Origin of the sequence: Saccharothrix sp. CCNWYY140 (genome assembly GCF_037401995.1) — a bacterium.
In the GTDB taxonomy this organism is placed as follows: Bacteria; Actinomycetota; Actinomycetes; order Mycobacteriales; family Pseudonocardiaceae; genus Actinosynnema.
In genome coordinates this window covers 1-14,900 of record NZ_JBBEGC010000155.1, presented here as the reverse complement: position 1 = coordinate 14,900, position 14,900 = coordinate 1, and the positions used below count along the sequence as shown (strand labels likewise).

The window sequence follows — 14,900 nt, the reverse complement described above, 5'->3', positions numbered from 1 at the left end:
TACGGGGATGACGGAAGAAGCCCAAGTCGGGAGGTCTGCTGCGCGAGCTACTTCGAAAAGCGCGCGCCCTGCGGGCGTCGGGAGGTGCGGCGTGGTTGGGTTAGGGCTTCGGGCCGTGGGCGGGGTGCGAGAGGCCGGGATGGGTAGGGGTCGGTCCCGATAGGTTGGAGTGCATGGCCTACAGCGGCTTCGACCACCGGCTTCTCGACGCGTTTCGCCGCGCGGGTGTCTCGTGGACCCGGACCTACGTGGTCCAGCGGGTGTTGCGGGCCGTGAGTGGGACGTCGTTGTTCAGCAGGCACGTGTCCGCGTTGGCCGGGATGGCGTCGGAGTTGCCGCGGACGCGGGTCGTGTTGGAGAACTTCGCCGACACCGCCCAGCCGCGGATCTCGTTGCTGCGGTCGCTGTGCGAAGGGACGCGGGCCGCGGTCGAGCGCGGGATCGGGCGGTGGGGGCCCGATGCCGTGTTGCTCGACGTCCGGGCCGTGCTGGACTCGCTGATCGCCGACCTCGACGACCAGGTGCGCATCCCGATGGGGCGGCGGCGGGAGCTGGCCCGGGAAGCGGCGGCGGCCGTGGGTGAGCTGCTGCCGGACGTGCGGCGGTTCCTGGAGGCGACCTTCACGGCGGTGTGGGACGGGCCGGAGGCCGCCACCACCGTCGCCGAGCTGGACCTGTTGTCCGACGAGCTGGCGTGCCTGGTCGCCGCGACCGACCGGGACCACGACACGCTGTGCCGCGAACTGGCCGACCGGGTGGACCGCCTCGACGCCCGGTCCGTGCTGGATCTCCTGCTGCCCTCGCCCCAGCGGTACCGGGTGGCGGTCGTGGTGCACGGCGCCACCGCGTTGTCGCACCTGGCCGTGCTGGACCCGACCGCCACGACGGCCGCGTTGACCGAGCCCGAGCGGTTGGGGTTCGGTTCGGTGAACCGGCTGCGGGCGTTCGTGCGCGAGGTGCCGACGCACGGTGCCGCGTGCCTGGCCTCCGTCCAAGTGGACGCCGTGGACGCGCCCAGTGCCGGCCGGGCCGCGCGGCGCACGATGTCCGAGCTGCTGGACCAGTACATGGCCGGGCACCGGCTGGTCACGCTGTCGCTGGGCGACGACGTGCTGGTGTCCGGTGTGGACCGGCAGGTGCGGCACCTGCCGCCCCGCCGCACCACCGTGAAACGCGCCGACCCCCTGGTCCCGGGCTGGCCCCGGACCCTGCGCAACGGCCTGCGGATGGCCCACGTGGCCCGCGTGACCGAGGCCCCGCTGCCCGCCGCCGCGCTGGCGTGGGCGGCGCTGGAGGCCTGCGGTCTGGAGAACCGGGGCGACCTGGCGGCGGCCCTGGCCCTGCAAGCCCTGCGGCAGCAGGTCGTCGAGGCGCACCAGCAGCTGCACCAATCCGCCACCGCCGTGGTCCGCGCGGCCCGGTCGCGCGTGGAAGTCCTGGAACAGCGCAGCACGGCCCTGGACCGCGCCCTGGGGGCCTGCCCGCCGGACCACCCCGACTACCCGCCCCTGCGCGCCCGCGCCGACCGGGAACGCGCCGAACTGCTTGCGGCGCAAGAACACCAGCGCTCGGCCGACCGGGACCTGACCGCGAACCTGGCCGTGGTCAACGCCTACGCCAAGTGCGACGGCTTCACCCGCCTGCACGACCTCAACACGTGGGTGGACATCCTGCTGCCCCCGAGACCCACCGACCCGCCGGCCCTGACCGCCGCCCGGGACGCCCTGGCGGCAGCGCTGACCCACACCTCGCCCCTGGCGGCCCAGCAGATCGCCGACTGGTCCCACCGGCTGTCCGACCCTGCGGCGTGCGCGGCCTGGCTCCAGGACAGCCAAAAACGCATGGCGACCTTCCTGGACGCCCTCTACACCGCGCGCAACCTGACGTTCCACTCCGGCCAGTTCCGCGCCGAGGGCGACCTGGTGCTGGGCACCGGCGGCTCCCACGTCGTCGACTTCTCGCTGGAGGTCCTGGGCAACTGGTACCGCAACACCCCCGACCCGGACACCGCGCCCAGCGCCATCATCACCGAACTGGCCCAACGCCAACGCTCGATCCAGGCCCGGCTGCGCAAACGCGCCAAACCCCTGCACACCCTGGACGTGGCCCGCCTGACCGGCCCGCCGCCCACCGACGTCTGGGGCAGGCCCTGACGGCCGTAGGCTGGTCGGCGTGGAGTCGACCCGCATCGACCGCTGGCTGTGGGCGGTCCGGCTGACCAAGACGCGCCCGGACGCGGCGGCGGCGTGCCGCGGCGGGCACGTGCGGATCAACGACAAGCCCGCCAAGCCCGCCAGCACCGTGGTCGCCGGCGACGAGGTGCGCGCCCGCGTCGGCGACACCACGAAGGTCGTCGAGGTCGTCCGGGTCATCCAGAAACGGGTGGGCGCGGCCGACGCCGCCGCCTGCTACCTCGACCGCACTCCCCCGCCGCCGGCCGAGCTGCCCGTCGCCCGCCGGGACCGTGGTGCGGGCCGGCCCACCAAGCGCGAGCGCCGGGTCCTGGACAAGTTCCGCACCAGCGGGCTCTGACTGCGCCGAACGGAGCACACCCGCCCGACAAAGGTCCACACAACCCTACGTACGGGTCTGGTGGCGGCGCGTGATGGCTGGTTGTTTGGGTATCGGGAGCCTCCCTGTCACCCGGCTCCCGATTTTCCCTGTACACAAGGAGATCACCATGCTCGTGCGAAAGGTCGCACGCGCCGCCGTGGTCGCGCTGGGGATGCTGCTGCCGCTCGTCGCGGTCGCCGCTCCCAGCGCGTCGGCGGAGGCCGCGCAGCCCCAGGCGCTGGTGCGCACCCTGTACTACGACACCAGCCAGGCCCAGGAGTTCGCGGCGGACTGGGACAAGGCGGCGGCGAACTGGAACGCCTCCGTGGTCAACGTCCGGCTCGTCAAGAAGTCGGCGGGCACGCCGACCAACATCCGGATCTACGCCGACAACGGCTGGCCGCGCGCCTACGTGACGTCGTTGGGCAACGGCACCGTCTACATGGGCCGCCAGGCCGTCCAGCAGGGCTACTACCGGCCGCGCATCTCGACCCACGAGATCGGCCACATCCTGGGTCTGCCGGACCGGCGCACGGGCCTGTGCGCCGACCTGATGTCGGGGTCCAGCGCCCCGGTGTCCTGCAAGAACGACCTGCCCAACGCGGCCGAGCGCGCCGAGGTCGACCGCAGGTTCGCAGGCTCCCTCGCGGCGCCGGACGTGCGGGCGGCGGGCTTCACGGCCCAGTCGGCCACGGAGTGCTACGTCTTCTGACGTGACGGCCCGTGGGGCGGACCACCACCCGCCCCACGGGTCGGCTACTGTCCCGGCGATCACCCGAACGGCTCACGTCGAGCCACCCGCCGGAGGTAGCCGATGCCGCGCCGCTCGACCCGCGCCGCCCTGATCGCCACGCCACTGGCGGCGTTCGCGCTGCTCAGCCCGGCCACCCCGACCCCGTCGGAGCCCGCCGCCCTGCCCGTCGCCCTGCCCGCCGCCGACTACTCGCCCGCCCCGGCACGGCTGCCCGACGACGGCTTGCAGGACACCCCGCCCGCCCCGGCGCCCGAGCAGCCCGCTCCCGAGCACATCGCGCCCGAGCAGCCCGCCGGCGCGCCGGTCGAGAGTGCGGGAGATCGCGTGATCCGCAACGCGATGGAGCCGGCGCCGCGCCCGCCGGAGACCGTGAGCATCGCTCCCGGTGTCCAGGAGGAGATCGACCGGCTGAACGACCAGCCCCGGATCGAGCTGGGCACCATCACCCCGCCCCCGCCGGAGCCGTTCGACCCGAACCACCCGTAACCGCGTTGTCCCCGGTGCTCGCGACCGGGTAGAAGGGGATGCGTGGAGTTCCGGGTCTTCGGTGCGGTCGAGGCCGTCGCCGACGGGGTGCGGCTGGACCTGGGTCACGCCCGCCAGCGCAGTGTGCTCGCGGCGCTCCTGGTGGACGTCAACCGTCCCGTGTCCGCCGAACGGCTCATCGACCGCGTGTGGGGAGAACGGCCGCCGTTGCGCGCCGAAGGCGTGCTGAGGACGTACGTGTCACGCCTGCGCCGCGCCCTCGGATCCGGCATCGGCCGGCGCGACGGCGGCTACCTGCTCGACGCCGAGCCGGACGACGTGGACCTGCACCGCTTCCGCGACCTGACCGCCCGCGCCCGCCGCCTCGACGACTCCGCGCACGCGTTGAAGCTGGTCGAGCAAGCCCTGGCGCTGTGCACGGGCGAGCCGTTCGCGGGCGTGGACACGCCGTGGTTCGAGGCCGAGCGGCGGGCCGTGGTCGCCGAGCGCGACGCCGCGCAGGCCCACCGCGTGGACCTCGCCCTGCGCGTCGGACGGCACACCGAGCTGCTGGCCGAGCTGCCCGTCCGCGCCGCCGAACGCCCCTGGGACGAGCGGCTGGCCGGACAGCTCATGCTCGCGCTCTACCGGGCGGGCCGGGCGGCGGACGCGTTGCGGCAGTACCGGACCACCCGACGCGCCCTGGTCGAGCACCTGGGCACCGAACCCGGCCCCGAGCTGCGCGAACTGCACCGGCGCATCCTCGACGACGATCCCCGGCTCACCGAGTCCGGTCGCCGCGTCCCGCAGCTGCTGCCCGCCGCGCCGGCCGCGTTCACCGGCCGGGAACGGGAACTGGCCGCGCTGGACGTGCTGCTCGACCGCGCCCCGGTCGCCGTGCTCACCGGTGGCGGCGGGGTCGGCAAGACGTGGCTGGCGCTGCGCTGGGCGCACCACCACCGCGACGAGTTCCCCGACGGCCGCCTGCACGTGGACCTGCGCGGCTTCGACCCGGTCGCCGAGCCGCTCGCGCCGGACACGGTGGTGCGCGGGTTCCTGGGCGCGCTCGGGGTGCCGCCGCGCGAGGTGCCCGCCGAGCCGGACGCGCAGGCGGGCCTGTACCGGGACCTGACCGCGGACCGGCGGCTGCTGGTCGTGCTGGACAACGCCCGCGACACCGGCCAGGTCGCGCCGCTGCTGCCCGGCGGCACGTCGTGCGCGGTGCTGGTGACCAGCAGGCACCGGCTGACCGGGCTGGTCGCGACGCGGGGCGCGGTGCCCGTGCCGGTCGACGTCCTGGACGAGCCGCAGGCGGCCGACGTGCTGGCCCGCCACCTGGGCGCGGACCGGGTCGCCGCCGAACCCGAGGCCGCCGACGTCCTCGCGAGGCACGGCGGTGGCCTGCCGCTGGCCCTGGGCGTCCTGGCCGCCCGCGCGAAGGCCGCGCCGCACGTCCCGCTGGCCGTGCTGGCGCAGGAGGTCCGCGATGCCCGGTTGGACGCCTTGGATACGGGTGACCTGCCCACCAGCCTGCGCGCGGTGTTCTCGGCGTCCCTGCGGGTGCTGGGCGCGGACGCGGTGCGCCTGTTCGGGCTGCTGGGGCTGGTGCCGGGGCCGGACGTGGGCGTGTCCGGCGCTGCGGCGCTGGCCGACCGGCCCGTGCCCCTGGTCCGGCGGGCGCTGCGTGAACTGGAAGACGCGCACCTGGTGCACCAGCACGTCCCCGGCCGGTACCGGATGCACGACCTGGTCCGCCTGCACGCCCGCGAACTGGCCGACGACCCGGACGCCCTGGACCGGTTGTGCGACCACTACTGCCATGTGGCGTCGGTGGCCGCGGCGATGTTCACCCCCGCCGAGCCGCACCGCAGGCCACCCGTACCTCCGCCGGTTGGTCCCGAGCCGGAGTTCCCCACGCACCGGGACGCGATGCGGTGGGTGAACGAGGAACGCGCGTGCCTGCTGGCGGTCGCAGTGCACGGACAGCCCCGACACGCCGCCCACCTGGCCCGCGCACTGGCCCGCTACCTCGACACGACCGCGCAGGTGCACGACGCGCTGGCCCTGCACACCGTCGCCGCCGAGCGCTCCGGTGACGGTTTCGCGCTGAGCAACCGCGGTTTCTGCCTGACCCGCCTCGGCCGGCTGGAGGAGGCCCTGCCGTTCCTGCGCCGGGCGCAGGAGGTCGTGGGCGACGACCTCGCGTTGGAGAACCTGGTCTGCACGCAGCTGGGCATCACCCTCGGCGAGCTGGGCCGCCGCGAGGAGGCCGGGGAACTGCACGCACGAGCGCTGGAGGTCGCGCGGCGCGCCGGGTTCCGGCACAGCGTGGCCGTGGCGCAGATCAACTCCGGCGACCAGGACATCCACTTCGGCCGCTACGAGCAGGCACGGGTGCGGTTGCAGGAGGCCGTGGACATCGCCAAGGACGTCGGCGACCCCGGTTTGGGCGCGGTCGCGTTGAGCGCTTTGGGCGTCCTGCACGGGCACCTGGGCAACAAGGCCAAGGCAGACGAGTACTTCGAGAAAGCACTCCAACGCTCAAGTGGCGCGGTCCTCATCCTCCGCATGGGCATCCTCTTCGACGCCGCCACCACCACCCACCGCCTGGACGGCCCGGCAGCCGCCCTCCCCCGCTACCAGGAAGCCCTGGACCTCAGCCGCCAAACCGGCTACCTGGCCGAACAAACCCGCGTGCACGAGGCGCTGGCCGTGGCCCTGCGCGAACTGGGCCGTGCGGACGAGGCAGCCGAGCACGCCACCCGCGCCGAGGAACTCCGCGCAAACCTCCGCTAAAAGTGCTCAGTTGGTGAGCACTTTGCCCGGGAGGATGGTTCTCATCAGCCACTGAGAGCCGAAGGAGCCCGAAATGCTGCGAGGACTCACCACCATCACCTTCACCGCCGACGACCTGACCGCCGCCCGCGAGTGGTACGCCGAGGTGCTGGGCATCCAGCCGTACTTCAGCCGCGACGTCGACGGCGCACCCGCCTACATCGAGTTCCGCATCGGCGACTACCAGCACGAACTGGGCATCGTCGACCGCCGCTTCACCGGCCCGGCCCCCGAGCGCCCCGGCGGCGCGACCGCGTACTGGGCCGTCGACGACGTCCAGGCGGCGTTCGACCGCTTGCTGGCGCTGGGCGCGCAGGTGTACCAGGAGCCGATCGAGCGCGGTCCGGGCTTCGTCACCGCGTCCGTGGTGGACCCGTTCGGCAACGTCCTGGGCGTCATGTTCAACCAGCACTACCTCGACGTGCTGGGAGCCTGACATGACCACCGTCACCGCCCCCACCGCCGCCCACTGGCGAGCATGGCTGGCCGAACACGCGGCTACGACCAAGGAGATCTGGCTGATCCTGCACCACAAGGACAGCCCCACCCCCAGCGTCCGCTACGCCGAGGCCGTGGAGCAGGCCTTGTGCTACGGCTGGATCGACGGCCACCACCGCAGCAACGACCCCCACTCCTCCCGCCTGCGCTTCACCCCTCGCACCGCACGCAGCACCTGGAGCCAGGTGAACCGCGACCGAGCCGAGCGCATGATCGAGGAAGGCCTCATGACCGAGGCCGGCCAGGCCGCAATCGACCTGGCCAAGGCATCGGGCACGTGGAACCCGGTCCCCAACCCGGACACCGTGCCGGACGACCTGCGCACAGCCCTGGACGCCTGCACCCCAGCCCGAGACCACTTCGCCGCGTTCCCCCCGTCGACAAAGCGCCTGATCGTGGCGTGGGTGGTTGGGGCAAAGCGCCCAGAGACCCGTGCCCGACGCATCGCCCAAACAGTGGACCTAGCTGCGATAGGAACCCGCGCCCGCTAACCCCCTTGCCCACCCGTGCACCACCTTTGTCCCCCGCTGCACCGGTCTCCCCAGGGTTGTTCCACCCTGGGGCCGGCGGCCGACACACTCGTCGTCATCTCAGGAAGGGACCGCGATGACGCCCTTGTCGGACACCTCCAGCTGGCTACCACTGGACGGCCTGGCCCCCGGTTTCGACCAGAACAAGGCACGGGCGGTCAGCGACCTGGACGGACAGACCTTCGACCTGGCCGGACGACGAGCACATTTCGCGGGAACAACGGTGGAATGGGCAGGCGGAACGCACCCCTGCGAGACGTTTCTGGTCGACGACGCCCTGTATTACGCCCAGTTCCACCCAGGAGCCCGCGAGGCGTTCTCCCTGTTCCTGGACCTGCGCAAGAACCACGCCCTCCTGGTGACCACGATCATCAACCACACGGGCACACCTCAGGTAACCCAGAAGTTCAGCCCCATCGCGCTAGGCGGAACAGGGACTCCCCCAGCACCCAGCAATTCGCTGATCGGCCGCCGAGCGATGTGGGTCTACAGCACGAACCACGCATACGAACACATCTACCTGAGCCCGCACTGGTACACGTGGCAATGCCTGGCAGGTCCGGAGAAGGGCTTGGCCGACACCGACGAGAACACCACGTACGAGCTGCGACCAGGGATCTACGTGTTCACCTGGCGGGAGAAGGTCATCCCGTGCGCGGCCGTGACCGTGGCCGACCACCGCGACGCCACGCGACTGCGATCACACGGGGCACTGTTCGGCCTGGACGAAGCAGGCACCACCCCCACCCACTTCGCCTTCGGCGCACACGGCCGCCTACTCAGCACGACCATCCACCCGATTAGTGCGCCGGGAAAACTTCAAAGAGGAGTGGAAGCGTCGTGAGCCAACAACAAGGTCCGTAAGAGGCCGGCGAGAGCCTCGCGTTCAACGGGAGAAAGCGGCGCGAGAAGAGTCTCCTCATTGGCCACGTGCCCGACCAACACGGCGTCGACCACTTCCCGCCCGGCATCGGTCAACCGGACCCGCACCAACCGCCGATCCGTGGGCGACTGACCCCGACGGACCAGCCCCTTCGCCTCCAGCCGGTCGATCCGGTTCGTGATGGCCCCCGAGGTCACCATCGCGGTCTTCAGGAGTGCCCCGGCCGTGAGCTCGTACGGTTCACCGGCCCGGCGGAGGCTGGCCAGGACGTCGAATTCCCACCGCTCCAGGTCGTGGGTGGCGAAGTAGTCCTTCAACCTGCGCTCGAACACCCGGGACAGCCGCAGCACCCGGCCGACCACGTGCATCGGCGACACGTCCACGTCGGGGCGCTCTTCCCGCCACTGGTCGGTCAGTTCGTCGACGGCGTCCCGTTCGGCTCCCACGACGTTCCTCCCGGTGCGTGGCCGTCGAGAAGCCTAGCGAACGTCGGTGGCTCCGGGGTCGTCCTCGGCCGGCTCGGACCACGGCGGCACTTCCTCCGCCAACTCCCGGTAGTGGTCGACCTCCTGCGGCGTCGGGTCCACCCCCGCCTCTTCCGCGAACTCCTCCGGGTCCTCCGCACGCGGCTCGCTCGCACCCGGCCCCTCGACGCCCGGCTCGCTCATCGCAACCACCTCCGGGCGAGGGGTGCCCTGTGCCACAAGGCGGAAACGTCGTCCCCGGTGGGGCCGACCACCGCCGCGTTACGTGAAGGAACTCACTGATCAACCAGGTTTGAGCCCGAGAACCGACGCCTACTGTGTACGCCGTTGTACGCCGTTCGCAGGGCACGTCGAGGCCCCGATCGTCTTCAGGGAGCCCCGATATGTTCCGCGCGTTGCGCGGCCGAAACTACCGCCTCTGGGCCGTGGCCGACCTCGTGTCGGTCACCGGTACGTGGATGCAGTTGATCGGCCTCAACTGGGTTGTCATGGAGCGCACCGGCTCCGCCGCGTCGGTCGGGCTGTCGGTGCTCGCGGGCGCGTTGCCGTCCGTGCTGCTGGGGCCGTGGGCGGGTGCGTTGGCCGACCGGTTGCCGGTGCGGAAGATCATCCTCGCCTGCCAGTCGCTGCACGCCCTGATCGCCCTCGTGCTGGCGTTCGCCGTGTGGCGGGAGGCGCCGGTCCCGGTGCTGTTCGCGTTGACCGCGACCGCCGGTCTGGTGTCGGTGTTCGACGGGCCGGCGCTGGGGCGGTTCGGCGGGCAGGTGGTGTCGCGCGAGGACCTGGGCAACGCCCTGGCGCTCGGCTCGGTGCTCAGCTCGACCGGCCGCATCCTGGGCATGAGCAGCGCCGCCGTGCTGGCCGCCGCGCTGGGCACACCCGCGCTGTTCCTGATCAACGCGGTCAGCTTCCTGGCGGTGGTGGTCGCGGTGCTGTCCATGCGCACCCGCGAGCTGCACCCCCTGGCCTCCAGCCCCCGCGAGCAGTCCGGTGTGCGGGCCGGGCTGCGGTACATCAGCGCGTCCGGGCGGCTGGTGCTGCTGTTCGCGCTCGGGTTCGTGCTGTCCAGCCTGGGCCGCAACTACCAGGTGACGATGGCCGCGATGAGCGACAGCGCCACCCAGTACGGCCTGCTGTCGACCGTCTTCGCCATCGGCACGGTGGTGGGCGGGCTGGCGGCGTCGGCGTTCCGGCGGCTCACCCTGCGGCTCCTGCTGGTGGCGGCGGGCGTGACGAGCGTGTTCCAGGCGATCGGCGGCGTGATGCCCGGCACCTGGGGTTTCGCGCTGGTGCTGCTGCCGATCGCCGCCGGTGCCGTGCTCATCGACACGACCATGAGCACCCGCCTCCAGCTCGACACCGCGGACGGCATGCGCGGACGACTGCTCGCGGTCAACCACGCCGTGGGCGCGGCGGCGGGCGCGGTCGGCGCGCCGCTGCTGGGCTGGCTGTGCGAACACCTGGGCGCGTCCGAGACGCTCGTGCTGGCCGGGACGCTCACCCTCGTCGCCACCGCCTTCGCGGCCACCGTCTTCGCCGCCCCACCCCACCGCCGAGCGGCCCTGGCGCACCGCGTCCTGCGCCGCCCGCACCCCGCCACACCCCCGCCCGGCCACGCCCACGGCACCACCCGGCCGAGCACGGGCCACGGCCCGCGACCGCACCCCCGCACCCGACGCGCCCGGCTACGAGCGGCGGTCCCGGGCCGGCGATAGCGGGCAGCGCCACGAACAGCGCGGTTCAGCACCCCGACGACGGCACCGCGTCCGCCCCCACAACAGGAGCGGACGCGGTGCCGTCGTTTCCAGCTACGGGTTGACCCCGAACTGCTTGGCCAGGTCGGTCAACATCGCGTTGGCCCCCTGGAGGCTGACCGCCGTGAACCAGGTCGAGTCGTTGACGTCCACGACCTTGCCCTTCAAGGTCCCCCACAGCGGGTTCGCCTGGAACTTCTCCTTGGGGTCCTCGGCGTTCTTCGTCTCGTCCTGGTACGCCGCCACGAAGATCATGTCCGCGTCCAGCTTGGTGATCTCCTCCTGGCTGAGGTTCACCGAGATCTTGTCCTTGACGTCGGGCTGGCCGTCGGGACGGGCCAGGCCGGCGTCGGCCATCACGATGCCGGGGTAGGAGGCGCTGCTGTACAGCCGGACTGTCGGCTCGCCCTCCACGAAGCGGACCACCGAGACCCGCGCGTCCTTGCCCAGCTTGGACTTGATGTCGTCGCCGATGCGCTTGGCGCGCTTCTCGTAGTCGCCGATCTTCCGCTCGGCCAGGCTCTCCTTGCCCAGGGCCTTGGCGAGCAGGCGGATGTTGTCCTTCCAGCTCGCGCCGGTGGTCTGGCTGAAGACCGTGGGCGCGACCTTGGCGAACTGGTCGTAGAACTTCTCGTGGCGGACCTTCGCCGAGACGATCAGGTCCGGCTTGATGTCGTAGAGCTTCTCGACGTCCGGGTTCTCCAGCGGGCCGACCTGCTGGGCGCCCTCGCCGTGCTTGCGGTCGTCGCCGAGGTAGTCGGGCAGCTGGTCGTAGTTGCGGTACTTCGTGTACGCGACGACCTTCGCCTCCAGGGCCAGGGCCGCGTCCACGTAGCTGGAGTCCAGGGCCGCGACGGTCTGCGGCTGGGTCGGCAGGGTCGCGGTGCCCATCACGTGCTCGATGGAGCGCGGGAAGCCCGGCGCCTGGCTGGTGCCGGTCTCCGGCGCGGCTTTGTCGCTCGCGGTGCACGCCGTCAGGGCCAGCAGTGCGGTCGTCGCGGCGAGGGCTGCTCGCCAAGGTGTCGTCATGTGGGCACTCTCTCTGCGCTTAGGCTTACCTAACGGACCTTAAGATGACGTCCGTCCGAAGTGGAAGCCGGAGTTGTCCAGATGACAGGGGGAACCGGTGTGACGGTGGTGGCCAGGGCCGGTCTTTCCGGTCGCCGGCGGCGCCGGGTCCTCGGGTTGGCCGCGCTGGTGGTGCTGCTCGTGGCCGTGTGCGCTGCGAGTATCACGTTCGGTGCGCGGGCGATTCCGCTTGATGCGGTGTGGGATGCGCTCGTCCGTCCGAACGGGACGGAGATCGACATCATCGTCTGGTCGCTGCGCGTGCCGCGCACGGTGGTGGGCGTGCTGGCCGGGCTCGCGCTGGGCGCGGCCGGGGCGTTGATGCAGGGGCACACGCGCAACCCGTTGGCCGACCCGGGTTTGCTCGGGGTCACGCAGGGCGCCGCGTTCGGCGTGGTGTTCGCGGTGGTCGTGCTGGGCGTGGACCGGCTCCACGGGTTCATCTGGTTCGGTTTCGCCGGCGCGATGGTCGCGAGCGTCGCCGTGTTCCTGTTGGGGGCCGTCGGCGGGCGCGGGGCGACGCCGGTGACGTTGGCGTTGGCCGGCGCGGCCGTGAGCGCGTTGCTGTACGGGCTGATCGCCGCCGTGGTGCTGGGCAACGAGCAGGGCATGGAGATCTACCGGTTCTGGCGGGTCGGGTCCATCGCCGGCCGGGATTTCGCGGTGGTGGGGCAGATCCTGCCGTTCCTGGTGGCCGGGTTGGTGCTGGCGGTGGTGAACACGCCGGGCATGAACACGCTGGCGCTGGGCGAGGACGTGGCCACCGCGTTGGGGCAGCGGGTCGCGCGGACCAGGGTGCTGGGTGTGGTGGCGATCACGTTGCTGGTGGGGTCGGCGGTGGCGGCGTGCGGGCCGATCGCGTTCCTGGGGTTGGTGGTGCCACACCTCGCGCGTGCTGTGACCGGGCCGGACTACCGGTGGCTGGTGCCGTTCTCGGCACTGCTGGGGGCAGTGCTGTTGCTGGCCGCCGACGTGCTCGGGCGCGTGGTGACCGGGGACAGCTTCGAGGTGGGGATCCTGCTGGCGATCATCGGCGCGCCGGTGTTCATCGTGCTCGTGCGTCGGAAGGGACTGGCCCGGATATGAGGGTGGTGGCTGTCGGGCCGGCTCGCTGGCGGGTCCGGCCCCGGGCCGTGGGCGTCGCGGCCGGCGCTTTCGCGCTGTTGGTGCTGGTGGCGGCGGTCAACATCGGGATGGGCAGTTCGCACATCGCCGTGCTGGACGTGCTGGAGACGCTGCTGGGCGGCGGGACCGCTCGCGAGCGGGGGATCATCTTCGACCTGCGGCTCCCCCGGACGTTGACCGGTGTGCTGGTCGGTGCCGCGCTGGGGTTGTCCGGCGCGTTGTTCCAGTCGTTGGCGCGGAACCCGTTGGCCAGCCCCGATGTGCTGGGGATCACGTGGGGCGCCGGGGCCGCGACCGTCGCCGTGATCGTCGTCGGCGGGTACCGGGGGCAGGTCAGCGGCGCGGTCGGTGCGGTGGGGATGCCCGTGGCCGGGTTGGTCGGTGGTCTGGTCGCCGGGGTGTTGCTCTACGCGTTGTCCTGGCGGCGCGGGATCGACGGGTACCGGATGGTGTTGATCGGCATCGGGCTGTCCGCCATCGGGTACAACACCGTGTACTGGCTGCTGACCATCGGCGACGTCAACGACGCTGCGCGCGCGGTGACGTGGATCGTGGGCAGCCTGTCGGAGGCTTCCTGGTCCGCGGTCGGTCCGGTGTTGCTGGCGCTGGTCGCGTTGGTGCCGATCACTCTGGTGCTCGGGCACACCATCGGCGGCTTGCAGTTTGGCGACGAGACCGCTCGGGGTCTTGGTATTCGGGTGGACGCGGCACGCGGGACGTTGCTGCTGCTGGGCGCGGCGCTGGCGGCTGTCGCCACGTCGGCCGCCGGCCCCATCACGTTCGTCGCTCTGGCCACGCCCCAGATCGCGTTGCGCCTGACGCGTTCCCCGCAGCCGCCTTTGGTGGGGTCGATGGTGATCGGCGCGTTGCTGACCGTGTCTGCGGACCTGGTGACGCGCTTGGTGATCCCCGACCTGCCCGTGGGCGTGCTGACAGCGATCCTCGGCGCGCCTTACTTGATCTTCCTGTTCATCCGGAGCCGCCGGGAGGCGCGAGCGTGAACGTTCGTCTGAAGGCCGAGTCACTGCGGCTGGGGTATGGCGAGAACGTCGTGGTGGACGGCCTGGACCTAGACGTCCTGGACCGCACGGTGACGGCGATCATCGGCCCGAACGGCTGCGGCAAGTCCACGCTGCTGCGCGCGTTGGCCCGGTTGTTGCGGCCGACTTCGGGTGCGGTGTTGTTGGACGGCAAGGAAATCGACCGCTTGCCGACGCGCGATGTCGCCCGGGTGGTGGGCTTGCTCCCCCAGTCTCCGGTGGCTCCCGAGGGTTTGACGGTGGCGGACCTGGTGGCACGCGGCCGGCACCCGCACCAGCGGTGGTACCGGCAGTGGTCGTCGGCCGATGAGGAGGCCATCGAGCGCGCGCTGGAGCTGACCGGGATGGCGGAGTTGGCGGATCGGCAGGTGGATCATCTGTCCGGGGGGCAGCGGCAGCGGGCTTGGATCTCGATGACGTTGGCGCAGGAGACGGATCTGCTGTTGTTGGACGAGCCGATCACGTATCTGGATCTGGCGCACCAGATCGACGTCCTGGACCTGGTGCATCGGTTGCATCGGGAGCGGGGGACGACAGTGGTGATGGTGCTGCATGATCTGAACTTGGCGGCTCGGTATGCGGATACGTTGGTGGCTATGCGGGGTGGACGGGTGTTGGCTTGTGGGGAGCCTGGGGAGGTGTTGACGGAGGCGATGTTGGAGGAGGTCTTCGGGTTGTCGGCGAAGGTCATCGCGGATCCGGTGTCGGACACGCCCTTGGTGATCCCGATCAGCGCCCATCTCCAGTAGCCACCGCTACCAACGATTCCGCCGGCCGCAAGCCTGCTGCACCACCCATCAGACCGGCCGCGCCGCTTTTCGCCCGAAGGGCGGTTCCGCCGAAGGCGGCGCGCTCTTGCGTTCCGCCAAGCGGCAGCGACCACGGGAAGGGCCTCGGTTTCTTTCCCCGT

Annotated in this window: 15 protein-coding genes; 12 read left to right on the top strand and 3 right to left on the bottom strand. The window is 71.7% G+C overall.

Annotated elements, in window-relative coordinates; genetic code table 11:
• The first annotated feature begins 173 nt into the window (after positions 1-173).
• The 8 genes from WBN91_RS35445 to WBN91_RS35410 all read left to right on the top strand — a co-directional run bounded on the left by WBN91_RS35445 (position 174) and on the right by WBN91_RS35410 (position 8,479).
• Positions 174-2,153, top strand: coding sequence for a hypothetical protein (locus WBN91_RS35445; protein ID WP_337728675.1), 1,980 nt, complete (start codon positions 174-176; stop codon positions 2,151-2,153).
• Positions 2,154-2,172: 19 nt separating this feature from the next.
• Positions 2,173-2,532, top strand: coding sequence for an RNA-binding S4 domain-containing protein (locus WBN91_RS35440; protein ID WP_337728674.1), 360 nt, complete (start codon positions 2,173-2,175; stop codon positions 2,530-2,532).
• Positions 2,533-2,680: 148 nt separating this feature from the next.
• Positions 2,681-3,265, top strand: a complete 585-nt coding sequence (locus WBN91_RS35435; protein ID WP_337728673.1) for a snapalysin family zinc-dependent metalloprotease — start codon at positions 2,681-2,683, stop codon at positions 3,263-3,265.
• 102 nt (positions 3,266-3,367) lie between these two features.
• A complete protein-coding gene (locus WBN91_RS35430; RefSeq protein WP_337728672.1) occupies positions 3,368-3,793 on the top strand; it encodes a hypothetical protein in 426 nt (141 codons plus the stop codon).
• Between the two features lie 42 nt (positions 3,794-3,835).
• The gene (locus WBN91_RS35425; protein ID WP_337728671.1) at positions 3,836-6,568 is read left to right on the top strand and encodes an AfsR/SARP family transcriptional regulator; all 2,733 of its coding nucleotides are present in this window, start codon (positions 3,836-3,838) and stop codon (positions 6,566-6,568) included.
• A gap of 73 nt (positions 6,569-6,641) precedes the next feature.
• Positions 6,642-7,043 carry a VOC family protein gene (locus WBN91_RS35420; protein ID WP_337728670.1) on the top strand — a complete coding sequence of 134 codons (402 nt, stop codon included), beginning with the start codon at positions 6,642-6,644 and terminating at the stop codon, positions 7,041-7,043.
• 1 nt (position 7,044) lies between these two features.
• A complete protein-coding gene (locus WBN91_RS35415) occupies positions 7,045-7,596 on the top strand; it encodes a YdeI/OmpD-associated family protein (protein WP_337728669.1) in 552 nt (183 codons plus the stop codon).
• Between the two features lie 115 nt (positions 7,597-7,711).
• Positions 7,712-8,479, top strand: a complete 768-nt coding sequence (locus WBN91_RS35410; RefSeq protein WP_337728668.1) for a MoaF C-terminal domain-containing protein — start codon at positions 7,712-7,714, stop codon at positions 8,477-8,479.
• Here WBN91_RS35410 and WBN91_RS35405 read toward each other — a convergent pair.
• Both WBN91_RS35405 and WBN91_RS35400 read right to left on the bottom strand, forming a co-directional pair.
• Complete coding sequence (locus tag WBN91_RS35405; protein ID WP_337728667.1) at positions 8,455-8,964, bottom strand: MarR family winged helix-turn-helix transcriptional regulator; 510 nt, start codon at positions 8,962-8,964, stop codon at positions 8,455-8,457. The genes WBN91_RS35410 and WBN91_RS35405 overlap by 25 nt on opposite strands.
• Before the next feature lie 33 nt (positions 8,965-8,997).
• The gene (locus tag WBN91_RS35400) at positions 8,998-9,186 is read right to left on the bottom strand and encodes a hypothetical protein (protein WP_337728666.1); all 189 of its coding nucleotides are present in this window, start codon (positions 9,184-9,186) and stop codon (positions 8,998-9,000) included.
• A gap of 200 nt (positions 9,187-9,386) precedes the next feature.
• Between WBN91_RS35400 and WBN91_RS35395 the strand changes: the two genes are divergently transcribed.
• A complete protein-coding gene (locus WBN91_RS35395; RefSeq protein WP_337728665.1) occupies positions 9,387-10,718 on the top strand; it encodes an MFS transporter in 1,332 nt (443 codons plus the stop codon).
• A gap of 93 nt (positions 10,719-10,811) precedes the next feature.
• Here the strand turns inward: WBN91_RS35395 and WBN91_RS35390 are convergent, their stop codons facing one another.
• Positions 10,812-11,786, bottom strand: coding sequence for an ABC transporter substrate-binding protein (locus WBN91_RS35390; protein WP_337728664.1), 975 nt, complete (start codon positions 11,784-11,786; stop codon positions 10,812-10,814).
• Positions 11,787-11,867: 81 nt separating this feature from the next.
• On the opposite strand from WBN91_RS35390, the gene WBN91_RS35385 reads away from it, so the two are divergent.
• Genes WBN91_RS35385 through WBN91_RS35375 form a run of 3 tightly spaced genes read left to right on the top strand, consistent with a single transcriptional unit; the run spans position 11,868 to position 14,739 of the window.
• Positions 11,868-12,911: a FecCD family ABC transporter permease gene (locus WBN91_RS35385; protein WP_443217854.1), complete on the top strand. Its 1,044-nt coding sequence runs from the start codon at positions 11,868-11,870 to the stop codon at positions 12,909-12,911.
• Entirely contained in the window at positions 12,908-13,951 is a 1,044-nt protein-coding gene (locus tag WBN91_RS35380; RefSeq protein ID WP_337728662.1) for a FecCD family ABC transporter permease, read from the top strand. Before WBN91_RS35385 ends, WBN91_RS35380 begins: the two co-directional genes overlap by 4 nt.
• Positions 13,948-14,739, top strand: a complete 792-nt coding sequence (locus tag WBN91_RS35375; protein ID WP_337728661.1) for an ABC transporter ATP-binding protein — start codon at positions 13,948-13,950, stop codon at positions 14,737-14,739. The genes WBN91_RS35380 and WBN91_RS35375 overlap by 4 nt, the downstream gene beginning before the upstream one ends.
• Positions 14,740-14,900 lie beyond the last annotated feature (161 nt).

Coding starts and splice junctions, on each gene's coding strand:
- WBN91_RS35445 (WP_337728675.1), top strand. CDS start 174: ATGGCCTACAGCGGCTTCGACCACCGGCTTCTCGACGCGTTTCGCCGC.
- WBN91_RS35435 (WP_337728673.1), top strand. CDS start 2,681: ATGCTCGTGCGAAAGGTCGCACGCGCCGCCGTGGTCGCGCTGGGGATG.
- WBN91_RS35430 (WP_337728672.1), top strand. CDS start 3,368: ATGCCGCGCCGCTCGACCCGCGCCGCCCTGATCGCCACGCCACTGGCG.
- WBN91_RS35420 (WP_337728670.1), top strand. CDS start 6,642: ATGCTGCGAGGACTCACCACCATCACCTTCACCGCCGACGACCTGACC.
- WBN91_RS35415 (WP_337728669.1), top strand. CDS start 7,045: ATGACCACCGTCACCGCCCCCACCGCCGCCCACTGGCGAGCATGGCTG.
- WBN91_RS35410 (WP_337728668.1), top strand. CDS start 7,712: ATGACGCCCTTGTCGGACACCTCCAGCTGGCTACCACTGGACGGCCTG.
- WBN91_RS35400 (WP_337728666.1), bottom strand. CDS start 9,186: ATGAGCGAGCCGGGCGTCGAGGGGCCGGGTGCGAGCGAGCCGCGTGCG.
- WBN91_RS35395 (WP_337728665.1), top strand. CDS start 9,387: ATGTTCCGCGCGTTGCGCGGCCGAAACTACCGCCTCTGGGCCGTGGCC.
- WBN91_RS35390 (WP_337728664.1), bottom strand. CDS start 11,786: ATGACGACACCTTGGCGAGCAGCCCTCGCCGCGACGACCGCACTGCTG.
- WBN91_RS35385 (WP_443217854.1), top strand. CDS start 11,868: ATGACAGGGGGAACCGGTGTGACGGTGGTGGCCAGGGCCGGTCTTTCC.
- WBN91_RS35380 (WP_337728662.1), top strand. CDS start 12,908: ATGAGGGTGGTGGCTGTCGGGCCGGCTCGCTGGCGGGTCCGGCCCCGG.